The following is a 16,585-nucleotide window of genomic DNA, read 5'->3' as shown; positions in this document are numbered from 1 at the left end:
CCACACAAGGAGGGCGCCATGAGCGCCGAAGAGCTACTGCGTAGCGCACGCCTCGACGATGCACTCAAAGCGCTGCAGGATCAGGTACGGGCACAGCCGGCCAAGGCCGAGCTGCGGGTCTTCCTGTTCCAGCTGCTGGCCGTGATGGGGCAATGGAGCCGTGCGCAGAACCAGCTCAAGGTCGCCGGCGAACTCGACGCCGCCTGCCTGCCCATGGTGCAGACCTACAGCACCGCGCTGAACTGCGAAGTGCTGCGCGAGCAGGTCTTCGCCGGGCGCACCACACCGGTGGTGCTCGGCCAGCCCGCCGACTGGGTCGCGCCGCTGATCCTGGCCCTGGAACAGGATGCCCAGGGCCAGGGCGGCGCTGCGCAGACCCTGCGCGACCAGGCCTTCGAAGCGGCCCCCGCGATACCCGGCAAGCTCGATGGCACACCCTTCGCCTGGCTCGCCGACGCCGACCCGCGCCTGGGTCCGGTACTGGAGCTGATCGTCAACGGCCGCTACGTCTGGCTGCCCATGGAAAACATCGCCAGCCTGACCCTCGAAGCGCCCAGCGACCTGCGCGACCTGGTCTGGCTGCCCGCGCAACTGACCCTGCGCAACGGCGGCGGCACCGTCGGCCTGATTCCCAGCCGCTACCCGGGCAGCCACGCCAGCACCGACGATACGCTGCGCCTGGCGCGCAAGACCGAATGGCAGGATAACGGCCTGCCATTGGGCCAACGCCTGCTGGCCTTCGATCAGGGCGAACAGGCCCTGTTCGACGTACGTACCCTGGCCTTCGACCAGGGGGATGGCGTGGCATGGTCGACCTGAAACGCCAGGAGCGCCTGCAGCCCTCGCTGCTCGACCGCCTGCTCGACGACGACCCGGGCAACCCGGCGGAGAGCGTCGACAAGCGCGTGCTCTCGCTCAGCCAGTTGCGCGCCTCGGTGCTGCGTGACCTGGCCTGGCTGTTCAATACCATCGCCCCGCTCAACAGCGACGGCGAAGCGCAAACCGCGGCGGGCAGCTCGGTGGTCAACTTCGGCCTGCCGCCGCTGGCCGGACACAGCGCCTCGAGTGTCGACGTGCAAGCCGTGGAGCAATTGCTGGCCAAGGCCATCGCCAATTTCGAGCCGCGCATCGTGCGCTCCTCACTGCGCGTGCGGGCCCGGCACAATGCCGAAGACATGAGCCACAACTCCCTGAGTTTCGAGATCGAAGGCGATCTCTGGGCCCACCCCATGCCCTTGCGCCTGCTGCTCACCACCGAACTGGATCTGGAAACCGGGCATGTCCAGGTGCTGCCCGCCGATGCGTCACGGAGACGTCGATGAACCCGCGCCTGCTCGGTTACTACAACCAGGAACTGCAACACATCCGCGAAAGCGCGGAGGAATTCGCCCGCGAATTCCCCAAGATCGCCAGCCGCCTGACCCTGTCCGGGGTGGACTGTGCCGACCCCTACGTGGAGCGCCTGCTCGAAGGGTTCGCCTACCTGACGGCGCGGGTGCAGCTCAAGCTCGACGCCGAGTACCCGACCTTCACCCACAACCTGCTGGAGATCGCCTACCCGCACTACCTGGCACCGACCCCGTCGATGACCGTGGTGCAACTGTGCGCCGATCCCAACGAGGGCTCGCTGAGCAGCGGCTTCACCCTCGAGCGCGGCGCCTCGTTGCGCGGCCTGCTCGGTAGCGAAGCGCAGACCGCCTGCGAATACCGCACCTGCCAGCCGGTCACCCTGTGGCCACTGGAGGTCACCCAGGCCGCCTACTTCGGTAATCCGGCCACGGTGCTGGGGCGTCTGGCCGCCAGCGAGCCGGGCGCCAAGGCAGGTCTGCGCCTGCGCCTGCGCACCGGCGCCGGGCTACCGTTCAATGCCCTGGATCTGCATGAGCTGAGCTTTTTCCTGCACGGCGCCGACGAGCAGCCCTTCCGCCTGTACGAGCAACTGCTGGGCAATGCCTGCGCCGTGTTCGTCAGGGCGGTGAACGGCGACTGGGTCGAGCGCCTGCCGCCCGACAGCCTGCGTCCACGCGGCTTCGACGACCAGGACGCAGCGCTGCCGGTGGTGCCCAGAGCCTTTCAGGGCTACCGCCTGCTGCAGGAATACTTCGCCCTGCCCAACCGTTTCCTGTTCGTCGAGCTGGCCGGGCTGAAACGCGCCGTGCAACGCAACACCAGCCAGGAACTGGAAATCGTGGTGCTGTTCAGCCGCCTCGACAACAGCCTGGAGAACAGTATCGGTGCCGAACAGTTCCGCCTGTTCTGCACCCCGGCGATCAACCTGTTCCCGCGCCGCGCCGACCGCATCCACCTCAGCGACCGCGTCCACGAGCACCAGATCATCGCCGACCGCACCCGGCCCCAGGACTTCGAGATCCACTCGATCACCGAAGTCAGCGGCCACGGCAGCGGCCCGGAACAGCCGTTCCAGCCGTTCTACGCCGTGCGCGATCCGTCGCGTTACGGCCGCGAGCAGGCCTGGTACAGCCTGCGCCGCGAACCACGGGTGCTGTCGAGCAAACAGCGGCGCAACGGCCCGCGCTCGACCTACATCGGCAGCGAAACCTTCATTTCCCTGGTCGACGCCAACCAGGCACCCTATCGCCACGACCTGCGCCAGCTGGGCATCGCCGCGCTGTGCACCAACCGCGACCTGCCGCTGTTCATGCCGGTGGGCGACGCACGCAGCGATTTCACCCTGGAAGACAGCGCGCCGGTACTGGCCGTGCGCTGCCTGGCCGGCCCCAGCCGACCGCGTGCCAGCCGGGCCCACGACGCCAGCGCCTGGCGCCTGATCAGCCAGTTGTCGCTCAACTACCTGTCGCTCAGCGAACAGGGCCAGGGCGCCGCCGCCCTGCGCGAACTGCTGCGCCTGTACGGCGACCCTGGCGACTCCGCCCTGCAGCTGCAGATCGACGGCCTGCGCCAGGTCAGCAGCAAGGCCTGTACCCGACGCCTGCCGATGCCCGGGCCGATCGTCTTCGGCCGTGGCCTGGAGATCGGCCTGGAGTTCGACGAGAACGCCTTCCGTGGCACTGGGGTGTTTCTGCTCGGCTCGGTGCTGGAGCGTTTCCTGACGCGCTACGTGTCGATCAACAGCTTTACCGAAACGGTGCTGCGCACCAGTGAACGCGGTGAGGTGATGCGCTGGAGGGCCAAGCCCGGATGTCGGCCAACACTGTAGACACCCTGGCCGCGATGGCCGAGGCGCCCTGGGACTACGACTTCTTCCAGGCGCTGCGCCGCATCGAATGCGAATTCCCCGAGCGCCCGCGCCTCGGCCATTCCGTGCGCCTGGTCGACGACCCGCTGCGCCTGGGGCAGAAGCCGGACTGCGGCTTCGCCCCCTCGACCCTGGCCAGCGTCATCCACGACAGCACCGGCACACCGCGCGTCGAGCAGTTCTTCTTCGGCCTCACCGGCCCCAACGGCCCGCTGCCGCTGCACCTGACCGAGCATGCCCGCGAGCGCCAGCGGCACCATGGCGACGCCACCTTCAAGCGCTTCCTCGACATCTTCAACCACCGCCTGCTGACCCTGTTCTACCGCGCCTGGGCCGAAGCCCGGCCCACCGTCAGCCAGGATCGCGCGGGCGACGACTACTGGTCGCCACGCCTCGGCGCCCTCTCCGGTCGCGGCATGCACAGCCTGATGGGCCAGGGCCCGATCGACGATGCCGCGCGCTACTACTTCAGCGGCCATCTGGCCGCGCAGACCCGCTACCCCGATGGCCTGCGGGTCATTCTCAGCGAGTACTTCGGCGTGCCGGTGGCGCTCGAGGAGTACGTCGGCCAGTGGCTGCAACTGCCGGAATACAGCCGCCTGGGCGCCGCCACCTGCAGCCTCGGCGTGGACCTGTGCCTGGGCACCCACGTGTGGGATCGGCAACACAAGTTTCGCTTGCGCCTGGGCCCGTTGAGCCTGGCGCAGTACCGACGTTTCCTGCCGGATCAGCCGCTGCTCGCCGAGCTGGTGGCCTGGGTGGCCGAATACCTCGGTGAAGAACTGGACTGGGACGCCAATCTGGTGCTCAAACGCGAGGAGGTACCGCCGGCCAGCCTGGCCGGCGACTGCCGACTCGGCTTCGATACCTGGCTTGGGCAACCACAAGAACATGCCGATGATCTGTTTCTCGGCAGTGCGCATTGCCAAGGCGAGGACACGTACCGATGAACATCTCTGAAGAGAATGCCTCCAGAACATGAAAAACATGCTTTTCGCCACTTTTTCGATTGCCCTTTTCTTTCTACTGCAGGAGCCGGCCATGGCCAAACCACTCTACATGTTCTCAGAGGTCAAAGGCACGGTACTGCTCAATGGCGAACCAGTTGCAGGGGCAGAAATCGAACAGAGCTACATCTGGCTGTGGGATCAGAAGAAACGAACATTCTCCAGCACCACGGACCAGCAAGGGCACTTCTCGTTGGAGGAGCGCGTGGAAAAATCCTTCTTCGCTACCGTGATTCCGACCGGGCAGAAGATCAACCAGACCATAACGATTCGCCACAACGGCAAGGAATACGACGGCTGGCTGCACGACAAGGATAACTACGCCAAGAACAGCGAGAGTGCGAACGGCCCGTTCAAGCTGGTGTGTGAACTAAGCGATACACCCGGCGCCCATCCGGAAAGTAAGAGCTACGGCATTTGCGTGCTGACAAAAGACTGAGGAAATGGAATGAATCTGTTAACCCCAAGGCAGGCCTCCCTCGTAGCGGACAATGTCTACAACACCCTGACCCTCAATCTGGATATGGCCGAGATGGCTAAACGAGCGGCTGCGAGCATGAGTGATGTCGCGCAGCTCTTCGACTTCTCGTCCGCCGAGGGCTACCAAGGCAACAGCGGTGTTGCCATTCGCAGCCAGTCCGGTTTCGCCTATGCGGCAGACGGCATCGGTGGGCGCCAGGGAGAGATGTTGATTGCCTTCCGTGGTACCCAGACCGTTGCGGACGCCGTGACCGATGCGCACTGCGACCTGCAGCGCGGGCCTTCCACGTGGCCAGTGCACGCGGGCTTCAACAATACCTTCATGTCCATGCGTGACGAGGTCATGCAGTTTCTGCGCGGCAAGAACCCAAGCGCCATCCATTTGGTTGGTCACAGCCTGGGCAGCGCCATCGCCACCCTGATGGCAGACCACCTCAGCGAATTGGGCGCAGGCAGCGTCAAGCTCTACACCTTCGGCTGCCCACGCGTGGGCACCGCAGGCTTCGCCCGCAATCTCACGGGCAAGCTCGGCACCGGCAATATCAACCGCGTCTTTCACGACTCCGACGTTGTGCCGATGGTGCCTCTGTTCCCGTTCCTGCACCTGCCGGTGGAGGGCGACACCTGCAAGCTGCCCTGGGGCGGCCTCGTCTCTGGCGATGCCCATCGCATGCCCAATTACATGAACTCGGTCAAGGATGCGTCCTGGACCGGGCTGCGTCGTCTCGAACGCTCACAGTTCGAACAGGACATCGAAGCCTGGCTGGACAGCGCCAGGAATGGCGGCGTACTGCAGCTGTCCTCAGCCACCTTCTGGATGCTCAGCAGCGCCATCGGCTGGGTGCTGAAACAGATCCTGTCGGTCGCAGGAGGCGCCTTCGGGATGTTCCTCGGCGCATCGCTGACGGTCATCGATCAGATTGCGGCCATCCTGATTCAGGGCGTCAGAATCGGCCAGGAGCTGGGGGAGCAGGTCCGCAATCTGGTGGTGCGTATCTTCCAGTTCCTTGGCCGACCTTTACCGACAGCCAGTGACGTGACCAGCGCCTTTTTGCGCTGGATGCTCAATCTGCTGTTCACCACCATCGGCAACCTGGCCCGCAAGGCCCTCAATTCCATAGGCCAATTACGTTAATGGCGATCAGGCATTGCGTCAGGTCGTAAACAGATAGCCCAACAACTCTCTCGTTCAAAGGAAAGAACCATGGCAGAAATCAGTCGCGCCGCGCTGTTCGGCAAGTTGAACAGCGTCGCCTACAAGGCCATCGAAGCCGCCACCGTATTCTGCAAGCTGCGTGGCAACCCCTACGTCGAGCTGAGCCACTGGCTGCATCAGATCCTGCAGTTGCAGGATTCCGACCTGCAGCAGATCGTGCGCCAGTTCAGCATCGAGCCGGCGCGCCTGGCCAAGGACATCACCGAAGCCCTGGATCGCTTGCCGCGCGGCTCCACATCGATCACCGACCTGTCCTCCCACGTCGAGGAAGCGGTCGAGCGCGGCTGGGTCTATGGCAGCCTGATGTTCGGCGAAAGCCAGGTGCGCACCGGCTATCTGGTGGTCGGTATCCTCAAGACGCCAAGCCTGCGCAACGCCCTGCTGGCCATCTCCCGCGAGTTCGACAAGGTCAAGATCGAGACACTCACCGAACGCTTCGACGAGATCGTCGGTGCCTCGCCGGAGAACGCCCTGAGCGCCACCGACGGTTTCGATGCCGGTGCGGTGCCGGGTGAAGCCAGTGGCGCCATCGCGCCCAGCGCGATGGGCAAACAGGAGGCGCTCAAGCGCTTCACCGTCGACCTCACCGAACAGGCGCGCAGCGGCAAGCTCGACCCCATCGTCGGGCGCGACGACGAGATTCGCCAGCTGGTCGACATCCTCATGCGTCGCCGTCAGAACAACCCGATCCTCACCGGCGAGGCCGGCGTGGGCAAGACCGCGGTGGTCGAGGGTTTCGCCCTGCGCATCGTCGCCGGTGACGTGCCGCCGAGCCTCAAGGACGTCGAGCTGCGCAGCCTGGATGTCGGTCTGCTGCAGGCCGGCGCGAGCATGAAGGGCGAGTTCGAACAGCGCCTGCGTCAGGTCATCGAGGACGTGCAGAGCTCGCCCAAGCCGATCATCCTGTTCATCGACGAAGCCCACACCCTGGTCGGCGCCGGTGGCGCGGCCGGTACCGGTGATGCCGCCAACCTGCTCAAGCCGGCGCTGGCCCGCGGCACCCTGCGCACCGTGGCCGCCACCACCTGGGCGGAATACAAGAAGCACATAGAGAAAGACCCTGCCCTGACCCGGCGCTTCCAGGTGGTGCAGGTGGACGAACCCTCCGAGCACCGCGCCATCCTGATGATGCGCGGCGTCGCCTCGACCATGGAAAAACACCACCAGGTGCAGATTCTCGATGAAGCCCTGGAGGCCGCCGTCAAGCTGTCGCACCGCTACATCCCAGCACGCCAGTTGCCGGACAAATCGGTGAGCCTGCTCGACACCGCCTGCGCCCGCGTGGCCATCAGCCTGCACGCGGTGCCGGCCGAGGTGGACGACAGCCGGCGGCGCATCGAGTCCCTGGAAACCGAGCGGGCGATCATCGGCCGCGAACAGGCCATCGGCGTGACCATCGGCAGCCGCCTGCTGGACGTCGACGCGGCGCTGGCTGAAGAGCGCCTGCGTCTGGTCACTCTGGAAACCCGCTGGGCCGACGAGAAGGCGCTGGTCGACGAACTGCTGGCCACCCGCGCCCGTCTGCGCGCCGCCGCCGAACCGGTGGACGACACCAGCCGTGAAGGCGGCGCCGAACAACCGGCATTGAGCGACGAAGAACGCACGGCCCTGCGCGATACCCTCGGCGATCTGCAGCAGCGCCTCAGCGCCCTGCAGGGCGAAACCCCGCTGATCCTGCCAACGGTGGACTACCAGGCCGTCGCTTCGGTGGTAGCCGACTGGACGGGCATCCCGGTCGGGCGCATGGCGCGCAACGAGCTGGAAACCATCCTCCAGCTCGATGAGCACCTGAAGAAACGCATCATCGGCCAGGATCACGCTCTGGAGATGATCGCCAAGCGCATCCAGACCTCCCGCGCCGGCCTGGACAACCCGAACAAGCCGATCGGCGTGTTCATGCTCGCCGGCACCTCCGGCGTGGGCAAGACCGAAACCGCCCTGGCCCTGGCCGAAGCCCTCTACGGCGGCGAGCAGAACGTCATCACCATCAACATGAGCGAGTTCCAGGAAGCGCACACCGTCTCCACCCTCAAGGGCGCGCCCCCCGGCTACATCGGCTACGGCGAAGGCGGCGTGCTGACCGAAGCGGTACGCCGCAAGCCCTACAGCGTGGTACTGCTCGACGAGGTGGAAAAAGCCCACCCGGACGTGCACGAGATTTTCTTCCAGGTGTTCGACAAGGGCGTGATGGAAGACGGCGAAGGCCGCCAGATCGACTTCAAGAACACCCTGATCCTGCTCACCACCAACGCCGGCACCGAGATGATCGCCGGGCTGTGCAGCGACCCGGAGCTGATACCCGAACCCGAAGGCATCGCCAAGGCCCTGCGTGAGCCGCTGCTGCAGATATTCCCGCCGGCCCTGCTCGGCCGCCTGGTGACCATCCCCTACTACCCGCTCTCCGACGACATGCTCAAGGCCATCACCCATCTGCAGCTCGAGCGCATCAAGAAGCGCATCGAGGCGACGCACAAGGTGCCGTTCGATTACGACGACAGCGTGGTCGATCTGGTGGTCTCGCGCTGCACCGAGAACGAGAGTGGCGGACGGCAGATCGACGCCATCCTGACCAACAGCATGCTGCCGGACATGAGCCGCGAGTTCCTCACCCGCCTGCTCGAAGGCAAGGCACTGACCGGGGTTCGTGTGACGCAGCGGAACAACGAGCTGCATTACGATTTCGACCGAACGCAGTGAGCGTCAGCGACGCCCGCCGCGCCTGAGGACGCTAGATGGCAATTACTCAAAATGCACGCATGGCCGTCATCACCAGCCCGCTGGGTGGTGACGCTCTGGTGCTGCGCAGGATGGAAGGCCGGGACGAGCTCAGCCGTCCCTTTGCCTATGAGTTGGCGCTGATCTCCGAGGATCATGCGCTGCCACTCGATGCCCTGCTGGGCAAGCCGATGGGGCTTACCTTGCAACTGGCCGACGGCAGCGACCGCTATTTCCACGGCATCGCTGCCCGCTGCAGCCAGGCGGCAGGCAACGGCCAGTTCGCCAGTTACCGGGTCAGCCTCAAGCCCTGGCTGTGGCTGCTGTCGCGCACCTCCGACTGTCGCATCTTCCAGAACAAGACCGTGCCCGATATCGTCAAGCAGGTGTTCCGCGACCTCGGTTTCTCCGACTTCGAAGACGCCCTCAGCCGCTCCTACCGCGAGTGGGAGTACTGCGTGCAGTACCGCGAAACCAGCCTGGACTTCATCAGCCGGCTGCTCGAACAGGAGGGTATCTACTACTACTTCCGCCACGAGCAGGCCCGTCACGTGCTGGTGCTGTGCGACGCCTATGGCGCCCATCGGGCCGCCCCTGGCTATGCCAGCGTGCCCTACTTCCCCCTTGAAGATCAGATGCGCGAGCGCGACCACATCTACGACTGGCACCTGAATCATGAAGTGCAGCCAGGCTCGCTGGAACTCAACGATTACGACTTTCAGCGCCCCAGCGCGCGCCTGGAAGTGCGCTCGATCGTCTCGCGCCCCCATAGCAACGCCGGACACCCGCTGTTCGATTACCCGGGCGAGTACGTGCAGAGCAAGGACGGCGAGCAGTATGCGCGCAATCGCATCGAGGCCATCCATACCCAGTACGAACGCATCCATTTGCGCAGCAACGCGCGGGGAATCGGTTCCGGCCACCTGTTCAACATGACCGGCTACCCACGAGCCGATCAGAATCGCGAGTACCTGACGGTCAGCGCCGACTACCAGATCGTCCAGGAATCCTTCGAGAACAATACCAGCGACGAGCCGCTGCAGTTCGACAGTCGCCTCGACTGCATCGACGCCAGCCAGGTATTCCGCCCGCTGCCACTGACCGTGCAACCGATCGTGCAGGGACCGCAGACCGCCATGGTGGTCGGCCCCAAGGGTGAGGAAATCTGGACGGATCAGTTCGGCCGGGTCAAGGTGCACTTCTACTGGGATCGCCACGACCAGTCCAACGAGAACAGCTCCTGCTGGATCCGCGTGTCGCAGAACTGGGCCGGCAAGAACTGGGGCTCGATCCAGATCCCGCGCATCGGCCAGGAAGTCATCGTCAGCTTCCTCGAGGGCGATCCCGACCGGCCGATCATCACCGGCCGCGTCTACAACGCCGAGCAGACCGTGCCCTACGACCTGCCCGCCAATGCCACCCAGAGCGGCGTCAAGAGCCGCTCGAGCAAGGGCGGTACGCCAGCGCAGTTCAATGAAATCCGCATGGAGGACAAGAAGGGCGAAGAGCAGTTGTACATCCATGCCGAGCGCAACCAGGACATCGTCGTCGAGCTGGACGAGACCCATGCCATCGGCCGCGACCGCAGCAAGTCCATCGGCCGCAACGAGACAGTCGATGTCGGCGCCAACCGCACCAAGAAAATCGCCCGCAACGAACGCTACAGCATTGGCCACAACAAGACGGTCAACATCGGCCGCTTCAAGGTCGAGAGCATCGGCATGGCCAAGATGACCAACGTCGGCCTGGGCTACAACCGTAACGTCGGCATGGCCATGTTCTCGGCGGTGGGCCTGAACCGCACCGATTTCGTCGGCAAGACCTGGGCCATCTCGGCCGGGGACAAGATCGAACTCAAGGTCGGCAGCTCCCAGCTGACCCTGACGCCGGATGCCATCTACCTCAGCGCCAAGGACATCCACTTCAAGGCACAGGAATACCTGCACGTCGATGCCCCATCCGACATCCTGCTCAACTCGGGTACGGCACAACCGGCGCCCGAACATAGCGGCAAGATCGATCCGGCCACCCAGGTCGGCGCTCTCGGGGTGGTCGCCGGCGTACTGCGGGGCCAGGGCTCGCAAGCGCCGCCGGTGGCCCAGGGTAACGACAAGCGCCCGGGCGCCGAGGCCCAGGACAGCGCCACGCTGAGGAGCACGACGCCCGCGGCGAGCGATACGCCGGCTGCCGTGGCCACCGGCCTGGGCAGCGCCGTGGATCGCATCGCGGCGCAATCGCCTTCCCTGCAGGACGATCTGCGCCAGCTCAAGGCAGAAGGCTGGGATATCGAGTATGGCCCCGCCGGAGAAGGCACCTATGCACTGCAGGAAGGGGACGTGAGCAAGATCGTCATCGATGGCGACCTACAGAGCGACCCGGCCACCGTCGCCCAGGTGCTGGCCCATGAGGTCGGCCATGCCACCTACCCCTACGCGGCGGATCTGTCCTCCAGGGCGGCCTATGTCGGTGGCGCGCTGGAAGACGAAGGCGCGGCGGTACTGAACAACATCAAGGTACAGCGGGAGATACTCGCCAATGGTGGCCCGGATATCGGCATCAACGGCAGTGCTGCCAACCACGCGGCTTACAACGCTGCCTACGACCAGTTCATCGCCAACGACAACGCGGACGCGGCACGCCAGAGCATCGGCCGGGTATGGGGCAGTGAAACGTCCTCGGTCAAGGTCGATGGCCAGTTCGTCGATTACAACGACTACTACGGCGGCTGGTATGACGATAACGTCGGCTCCGAGTGAGCGGCCCTTTTTCAGGTTGTGTGCCTGCGTACTCCTGGCGAGCACCGCAGCCTGTTCCACAGTCAACGAGAGCGAACAGATGAAGCAAGCCCCTTTCAGCCTCTGGCAAGCCATCGAGCGACTGGCGCAGCAAGCGCCCTTGAGCCCGGACAAGGTTGAGCAAACCCTGGGCAGCCCCCTGCTGCTCGACAAGCAGGACGCCCACCGCACCCGCTGGGTTGGCGGCGAAGTGGCGCTGCAGGACAACGTACGCATCGCCCAGACCGGCTTCACCCTGCTCAGCCAGGAGCAGGCCAACCCCAGAAGTAGCGTCGGCCTGTTCCTGAGCGGAGCCTGCATCGGCCGCGACGAGATCGAAGCCCGGTATGGTTCCCTGCGCCTGGTCACGGCGCCCCGAGGACGCTCGCTGAACGAATCCAGCGTCTGGGAAAGTGCCCAACCCTGGGGCCAGTTGCGCTTCGCCTTCAAGCAGAACAACCCGGAATGCCTGCACAGCGTGTCGATATCCCCGGTGCAGCGGCCCACGCCCGGCACGCCGCCTCAGCAGTGAATCCAAGCGAACGACGGACATACGGTGCAGATCGATAACCGCAGCGGCTTCCCCCATGTCTGGTTCGAGAAGACCGGTCCAGGCGGCATCGTTTACGACGTGCTGGTGCTGCGCGGCACCTTCGCGCTGACCGGCGACTATCGTCCACTGCCGCGGGCCGACGTCCAGGCGCCCATCGTTTACGCCGATGAGTACGATGGCCATCCCGAAGCCAATCCCCTGCAAAGCGTGCTACGCCGCGAAGGCGACCTGAGCCTGTTCAAACCGGCCAGCGACGTCTACGTCACGGGTACCGCGCACAGCGAGGGCGGCGTGGCCAGGCCCGGCTGGCTCGCCGGCATCCGGGTCGGCACGCAGCGCAAGCTGTTGCAATTGCATGGCCCGCGCCGCTTCGAACGCCATGGACAGGACTGGCAACTGAGCAACGCCGAGCCCACCAACCAGGTGCCACTCGATTACCGTTACGCCTTCGGCGGCTGCTACAGCGTGATGGCGAACCCACAGGGCCAGGTGGAACGGGTATACAACCCCGACAATCCTGCCGGGTGCGGCTGGCTACCCGGGGAGGCTGATCTGCAAGCCGTGTCGCCCGAGGCTCGGCAGCAGATCCGCCAATGGCTGGAGGGTGTACGCGAGCTGCCGGCCCCGCAGATCGAAGACCCCCAGGCGCCGATCACCAGCCCCCATGACGATCTGCCGGCACAAGGCTTCGCGCCCCTGGCGCGCTGGAGTCAGCCACGCCTCCAGCATGCCGGCACCTACGACAAACACTGGCAGAGCGAGCGCTATCCGTTACTGCCGGAGGATTTCGACGAGCGCTTCTACCAGGCCGCGCCGCCCGACCTCATCCTGCCAGGCTACCTGGCCGGCGACGAGTTCATCTCCCTGCTCGGCATGCTGCCCGAGGGCCTGACGCATTTCCGCCTGCCCGGGGTACTGGCGCTGGCTTCGCTGACCCCGTTTCGCGGCCGTACCCGGCAGGGGCCGCTGGTGCTCGATACCGTGGCCATCGACCTGGATACGCGCCAGGTCTCGCTGCTCTGGCGCGGCACCTTTGAGCGTGACGAGCCGTTGCGGCGATTGGCAATCGGTACGCTGGATGTGCCCTTCCGCGAGGTGGCGCCCCATGGATGATGTCATCGTTCTGGACACCATCGTCGTCACCCCAGGAAGCAATGCCGACATATTCCGCAGCGATTACGGCATCGACAGCCTCGCCCAGGCTCAGCAAGCCATCGACAACGCGGATCGATTGTTCGCGGCGGACGGGCATCTTTGGGACAACGACCGGGATTTCTTCGACGAGACCGCGCGCGAAGTCAAACAGCGCTTCGAGGACGGAACCTACAAGGAAGGCGAACTGGCCGAATCGGAGCCGATGGAAGATGGGCGGGATCTGTGGGGTAACGCCCGCCACGCCGCCAACGACAGCCATGAGTGGAAAGCCATCTGTTCGGTGCCGGACTTCTGCAAGGTCGGCAATGCCGTGGTGCCCTTCGACAGCTTCGCCACCCTCGGCAACCAGACCCAGTCCTCGCCGGACGTGAAGGCCCAGGGCGTACCGGTCTACCGGGTCGGCGACCTGCACAAGGGCGTGCAGGGCGACGCCGGATCCCACGTGGTCGCCGGCACATCCCTGGGCGGTGGCTACGTCAGGTTCCTCAGCGGCCAGAACGACGTCAAGGTCAATGGCATTCCCCTGGTACGCCAGGACAGTACCTGCCTGGTCAATTGCAATGGCGCCGGCATCGGCGGCGCCCCCGGCAAAGTCGTCACCACCCAGCGCAGCGCAGACACCCAGGCCGAAGAACCGGCCCAGGAAGCCAACCCGGAGCTGCAGGCCCTGCTCGACGCCGAAGCCGACGAACGCTCGCTGTGGCAAAAGACCAAGGACTTCGGCTCCGGCGCCTGGAGCAGCGCCCAGCGCATCGCCGGCGCCAGTGCCGACGATCCGCTGGATACCGGCGTTGGTGTACTCAAGGGCATTGGCAACCTGCCTACAGATCTCTGGAACCTCGGCGTGATGGCCAGCAAATACAGCTCGGCGGCGGGCATCCCCCCTATCGCACTGCGCGCACATGCTATGGAAAAGGCCGCCCTTGCCGCCCACCAGGCCGGCGACCTGACCAAGGCCAACGAACTGGCCAGCCAGGCCAGCCAGATGATGAACGCGGGCTACGCCGGGGATTTGTTCGAGCTGACCAGCGATGCACAGACCGGCGGCTCGGTGCTGTCGATGTTCATCCCCGTTGGCGCGGCCGCCAAGGGCGCCGGCACACTGGGCAAGGCGGCGCGCGGTACGCGAGCCCTGGATGCAACGGCAGATACCGCGAGGGCCGCCGATGTCGCGGCGGACGCCGGTAAGGCCGCAAGCGCCACCACCGATACGGCGCGAGCAGCCGATGTCACATCGGACGCGGGCAAAGCATCAGACAGCGCCAGGCAGGGCGTACAGATCAGGAAACGAAGGCTCAAGCCCAACGACAGCTATGAGCTCAACGGCTACAAATACACCACGGACGCCGAAGGCCGTATCAGTTCCGTTGAGGGCAAGCTGTCACTGAAGAAGGCCGAACGCAACGAGTATGCTCAACGCACTGTTGGCAAGAATGACGGTCGCATAGCTGATGACCAAGGCGGACACCTCATCGGCTCACAGTTCGGCGGGCACGGCGGCAAAGGCAACCTGACCCCCATGCACAAGGACATCAACAACTATCACGCAGGTGAGTGGGGGCAGATGGAGAAGCGCTGGGCCAGTGAGCTGGCGGCCGGCAAAGACGTGCATGTTAATATCAAGCCCATATATACCGACGGAAGCTTGCGAGCCAGTGAGTTCAGGATTACCGAGACCATCGGCGGCACTACGTCTAAGCACACGATCATAAACCCTACAGGTCACTGAAATGACGCCCGAAATTCAGCAGTTGCAGCAAACCATCGCCCAAGGCGTGCACGACAAGCTGCCGGACGAAGGTTGGATAAGCGCTATCTATTCGTTCCTGGCCATTACCCGTTTTTTTTCGGAGACCGGTCACTATCTGCGCAGTGACGGAAAAACAGTGTCGTTCGTCGTCGAAGATGAAGTCAGCGACGCGTTCCGCGAACTGCGCCCCAAGATGGCGGCCCTCCACGAGAACGGCCATGCCTGGTACACCGCAACGTTCACCCTCACTCCAGATGGCAACTTCAGATTCGATTTCATCTACGACGAATTGCCGTCGTTCGAGATCATTCCCTCTGCGGATAAATGGGCCGACGAATTTCGCACCTACCCGCGCCCGGAACTGCAAGACCGTATTCCGGCTCAGCCGAAGGACTAGGGTTACCCAGGAGATGACGTCGGTTATATGAAAACAAGGCGAAGCCCATGAGCCTGGACGATCATATCGCCGGCGCCACCGTCAGGCATGACAGTCCCTTTGCCGGGCTCGAGGTACCGTGTCGCCGCGAGCCGCTGGAGGATTCGTTGCGTGAACGCTGGGTGGTACCGCTGTACTTCGGTCTGCATACGGCAAAGGCACGCGAGCATCTGGCCCGGCAGCTCGGCGAGGCGGACGAACAACTGGCCCGGCACCTGCTGGAGCATTTCGACTGGCGCCCGCGCAACGTTGGCGCCCACCTCGCCGCCGTCATCCCCTGCCCGCAACTGGAATCGCTGATCGGTCGGCTACTGCTGCGCAGCGACCTGTGCTACACCGGCTTCGCCTACTGCATCGCCCTGGCTCGCTTCGCCACGCCAGGTGCAGCGGGCTACCTGGACAGTTACCTCGATCACTACCTGGGCCAACCGCAACTGTATTTCGACCAGCAGTACGCCATGGCCGCCCTCGCCTATCTGGATCGCCGCCAGGGCAGTGATCGGCTCACCGCCCATATGCCGGCCTGGTTGGCGTTCATCGCCGATAAGCCGGGCTGGCACCTGGATCAGGCCATCGACCACTTCGAGGGCTACATGACTCATCTCGACAATCTAGCCATGCCATGACCCATCGCATCAGCCCACAAGAACTGGAAGCCGTCAGCGCTCTGGATGAGCATACGCGCTGCCATCACTGATCACCCGCCTAGCCGACTGAGAGCATGTCTACGCGCTCGACAGCTATGATCGCGATAAAACTGGCAAACTTGCTGCGCGACCGCCCAACCTAGATCTATCCAGAACAAACCCTCCAGCCCTGGCAGGGAACAATGGCAGCTTGGCATACCTGCAGTACCACCATTGGACGCCGCATGTGGTTCCGCGTAAGCGCGAGAGCAGACCTTAGAGAGGTGATCCCGCAGGCCGCTGATAGCTCGTCATTCATCCTACCGTAGAAAACGAGCCCTCCAGCGTATTGCACTGCGGTTCATCGTCGCTAGCGCGGCAGCGAAAGGTGCAGGAGCACTGGGCAAAGCCGCACGCGGTACCCACGCCCTGGACGCAACGGCAGATACCGCGCGGGCCGCCGATGTTGCGAGTAATGCGCCAGAGGAGCACAGACCGGCAATACGGCAGCGACACAGGACAAACCAGTGATCGTGCCCCTGGAAGTGGTGTAACTCATCATGGCTTCGGCCACTTGAGTTTGCCGTTTAGTTGATCACGGCCGACAGCTTGGCCTGCGGATTATCGCTGACCGCCTCGAAAGCCTCCAACTGCAT

12 protein-coding genes and 1 pseudogene are annotated in these 16,585 nt (G+C 64.5%); all 13 read left to right on the top strand.

Annotation, left to right across the window (positions count from 1 at the left end; all coding sequences use genetic code 11):
- The first annotated feature begins 18 nt into the window (after positions 1-18).
- The 13 genes and pseudogenes from DNK34_RS21860 to DNK34_RS21800 all read left to right on the top strand — a co-directional run bounded on the left by DNK34_RS21860 (position 19) and on the right by DNK34_RS21800 (position 15,929).
- Positions 19-819 (top strand): type VI secretion system accessory protein TagJ, encoded by an 801-nt coding sequence (locus tag DNK34_RS21860; protein ID WP_131177318.1) that lies wholly within the window; start codon positions 19-21, stop codon positions 817-819.
- Positions 807-1,322, top strand: coding sequence for a type VI secretion system baseplate subunit TssE (gene tssE, locus DNK34_RS21855; protein ID WP_131177317.1), 516 nt, complete (start codon positions 807-809; stop codon positions 1,320-1,322). The genes DNK34_RS21860 and tssE overlap by 13 nt, the downstream gene beginning before the upstream one ends.
- Positions 1,319-3,178: a type VI secretion system baseplate subunit TssF gene (gene tssF / locus DNK34_RS21850; protein ID WP_131177316.1), complete on the top strand. Its 1,860-nt coding sequence runs from the start codon at positions 1,319-1,321 to the stop codon at positions 3,176-3,178. The genes tssE and tssF overlap by 4 nt, the downstream gene beginning before the upstream one ends.
- Complete coding sequence (tssG, locus tag DNK34_RS21845; RefSeq protein WP_131177315.1) at positions 3,160-4,167, top strand: type VI secretion system baseplate subunit TssG; 1,008 nt, start codon at positions 3,160-3,162, stop codon at positions 4,165-4,167. Before tssF ends, tssG begins: the two co-directional genes overlap by 19 nt.
- 91 nt (positions 4,168-4,258) lie before the next feature.
- Positions 4,259-4,663: a DUF6795 domain-containing protein gene (locus DNK34_RS21840; RefSeq protein WP_131177314.1), complete on the top strand. Its 405-nt coding sequence runs from the start codon at positions 4,259-4,261 to the stop codon at positions 4,661-4,663.
- 9 nt (positions 4,664-4,672) lie between these two features.
- Entirely contained in the window at positions 4,673-5,839 is a 1,167-nt protein-coding gene (locus DNK34_RS21835) for a lipase family protein (RefSeq protein ID WP_131177313.1), read from the top strand.
- 69 nt (positions 5,840-5,908) lie between these two features.
- Positions 5,909-8,617: a type VI secretion system ATPase TssH gene (gene tssH / locus DNK34_RS21830; protein ID WP_131177312.1), complete on the top strand. Its 2,709-nt coding sequence runs from the start codon at positions 5,909-5,911 to the stop codon at positions 8,615-8,617.
- Positions 8,618-8,652: 35 nt separating this feature from the next.
- Positions 8,653-10,441, top strand: a pseudogene (locus DNK34_RS25790) (type VI secretion system Vgr family protein); the annotation flags it as partial.
- Between the two features lie 1,029 nt (positions 10,442-11,470).
- Positions 11,471-11,941, top strand: a complete 471-nt coding sequence (locus DNK34_RS21820; protein ID WP_131177310.1) for a hypothetical protein — start codon at positions 11,471-11,473, stop codon at positions 11,939-11,941.
- 24 nt (positions 11,942-11,965) lie between these two features.
- Positions 11,966-13,075 carry a DUF2169 family type VI secretion system accessory protein gene (locus DNK34_RS21815; protein ID WP_165497341.1) on the top strand — a complete coding sequence of 370 codons (1,110 nt, stop codon included), beginning with the start codon at positions 11,966-11,968 and terminating at the stop codon, positions 13,073-13,075.
- Entirely contained in the window at positions 13,068-14,846 is a 1,779-nt protein-coding gene (locus DNK34_RS21810) for a DNA/RNA non-specific endonuclease (protein ID WP_165497340.1), read from the top strand. The genes DNK34_RS21815 and DNK34_RS21810 overlap by 8 nt, the downstream gene beginning before the upstream one ends.
- 1 nt (position 14,847) lies before the next feature.
- Positions 14,848-15,264: an antitoxin YezG family protein gene (locus DNK34_RS21805; protein ID WP_131177307.1), complete on the top strand. Its 417-nt coding sequence runs from the start codon at positions 14,848-14,850 to the stop codon at positions 15,262-15,264.
- Positions 15,265-15,311: 47 nt separating this feature from the next.
- Positions 15,312-15,929 carry a DUF6000 family protein gene (locus DNK34_RS21800; RefSeq protein ID WP_131177306.1) on the top strand — a complete coding sequence of 206 codons (618 nt, stop codon included), beginning with the start codon at positions 15,312-15,314 and terminating at the stop codon, positions 15,927-15,929.
- Positions 15,930-16,585: the final 656 nt, after the last annotated feature.

It is taken from the genome of Phytopseudomonas dryadis (genome assembly GCF_004327355.1).
Classification (GTDB): Bacteria; Pseudomonadota; Gammaproteobacteria; order Pseudomonadales; family Pseudomonadaceae; genus Aquipseudomonas; species Aquipseudomonas dryadis.
The sequence above is the reverse complement of the archived record's forward strand: the minus strand, read 5'-3'. Positions and strand labels throughout refer to the sequence as shown.

What these genes read in the sequence shown, in the direction of transcription:
- DNK34_RS21860 (WP_131177318.1), top strand. Translation starts at nt 19, where the DNA reads ATGAGCGCCGAAGAGCTACTGCGTAGCGCACGCCTCGACGATGCACTC.
- DNK34_RS21800 (WP_131177306.1), top strand. Translation starts at nt 15,312, where the DNA reads ATGAGCCTGGACGATCATATCGCCGGCGCCACCGTCAGGCATGACAGT.
- DNK34_RS21835 (WP_131177313.1), top strand. Translation starts at nt 4,673, where the DNA reads ATGAATCTGTTAACCCCAAGGCAGGCCTCCCTCGTAGCGGACAATGTC.
- tssH (WP_131177312.1), top strand. Translation starts at nt 5,909, where the DNA reads ATGGCAGAAATCAGTCGCGCCGCGCTGTTCGGCAAGTTGAACAGCGTC.
- tssE (WP_131177317.1), top strand. Translation starts at nt 807, where the DNA reads ATGGTCGACCTGAAACGCCAGGAGCGCCTGCAGCCCTCGCTGCTCGAC.
- DNK34_RS21840 (WP_131177314.1), top strand. Translation starts at nt 4,259, where the DNA reads ATGGCCAAACCACTCTACATGTTCTCAGAGGTCAAAGGCACGGTACTG.
- tssF (WP_131177316.1), top strand. Translation starts at nt 1,319, where the DNA reads ATGAACCCGCGCCTGCTCGGTTACTACAACCAGGAACTGCAACACATC.
- tssG (WP_131177315.1), top strand. Translation starts at nt 3,160, where the DNA reads ATGTCGGCCAACACTGTAGACACCCTGGCCGCGATGGCCGAGGCGCCC.
- DNK34_RS21820 (WP_131177310.1), top strand. Translation starts at nt 11,471, where the DNA reads ATGAAGCAAGCCCCTTTCAGCCTCTGGCAAGCCATCGAGCGACTGGCG.
- DNK34_RS21810 (WP_165497340.1), top strand. Translation starts at nt 13,068, where the DNA reads ATGGATGATGTCATCGTTCTGGACACCATCGTCGTCACCCCAGGAAGC.
- DNK34_RS21805 (WP_131177307.1), top strand. Translation starts at nt 14,848, where the DNA reads ATGACGCCCGAAATTCAGCAGTTGCAGCAAACCATCGCCCAAGGCGTG.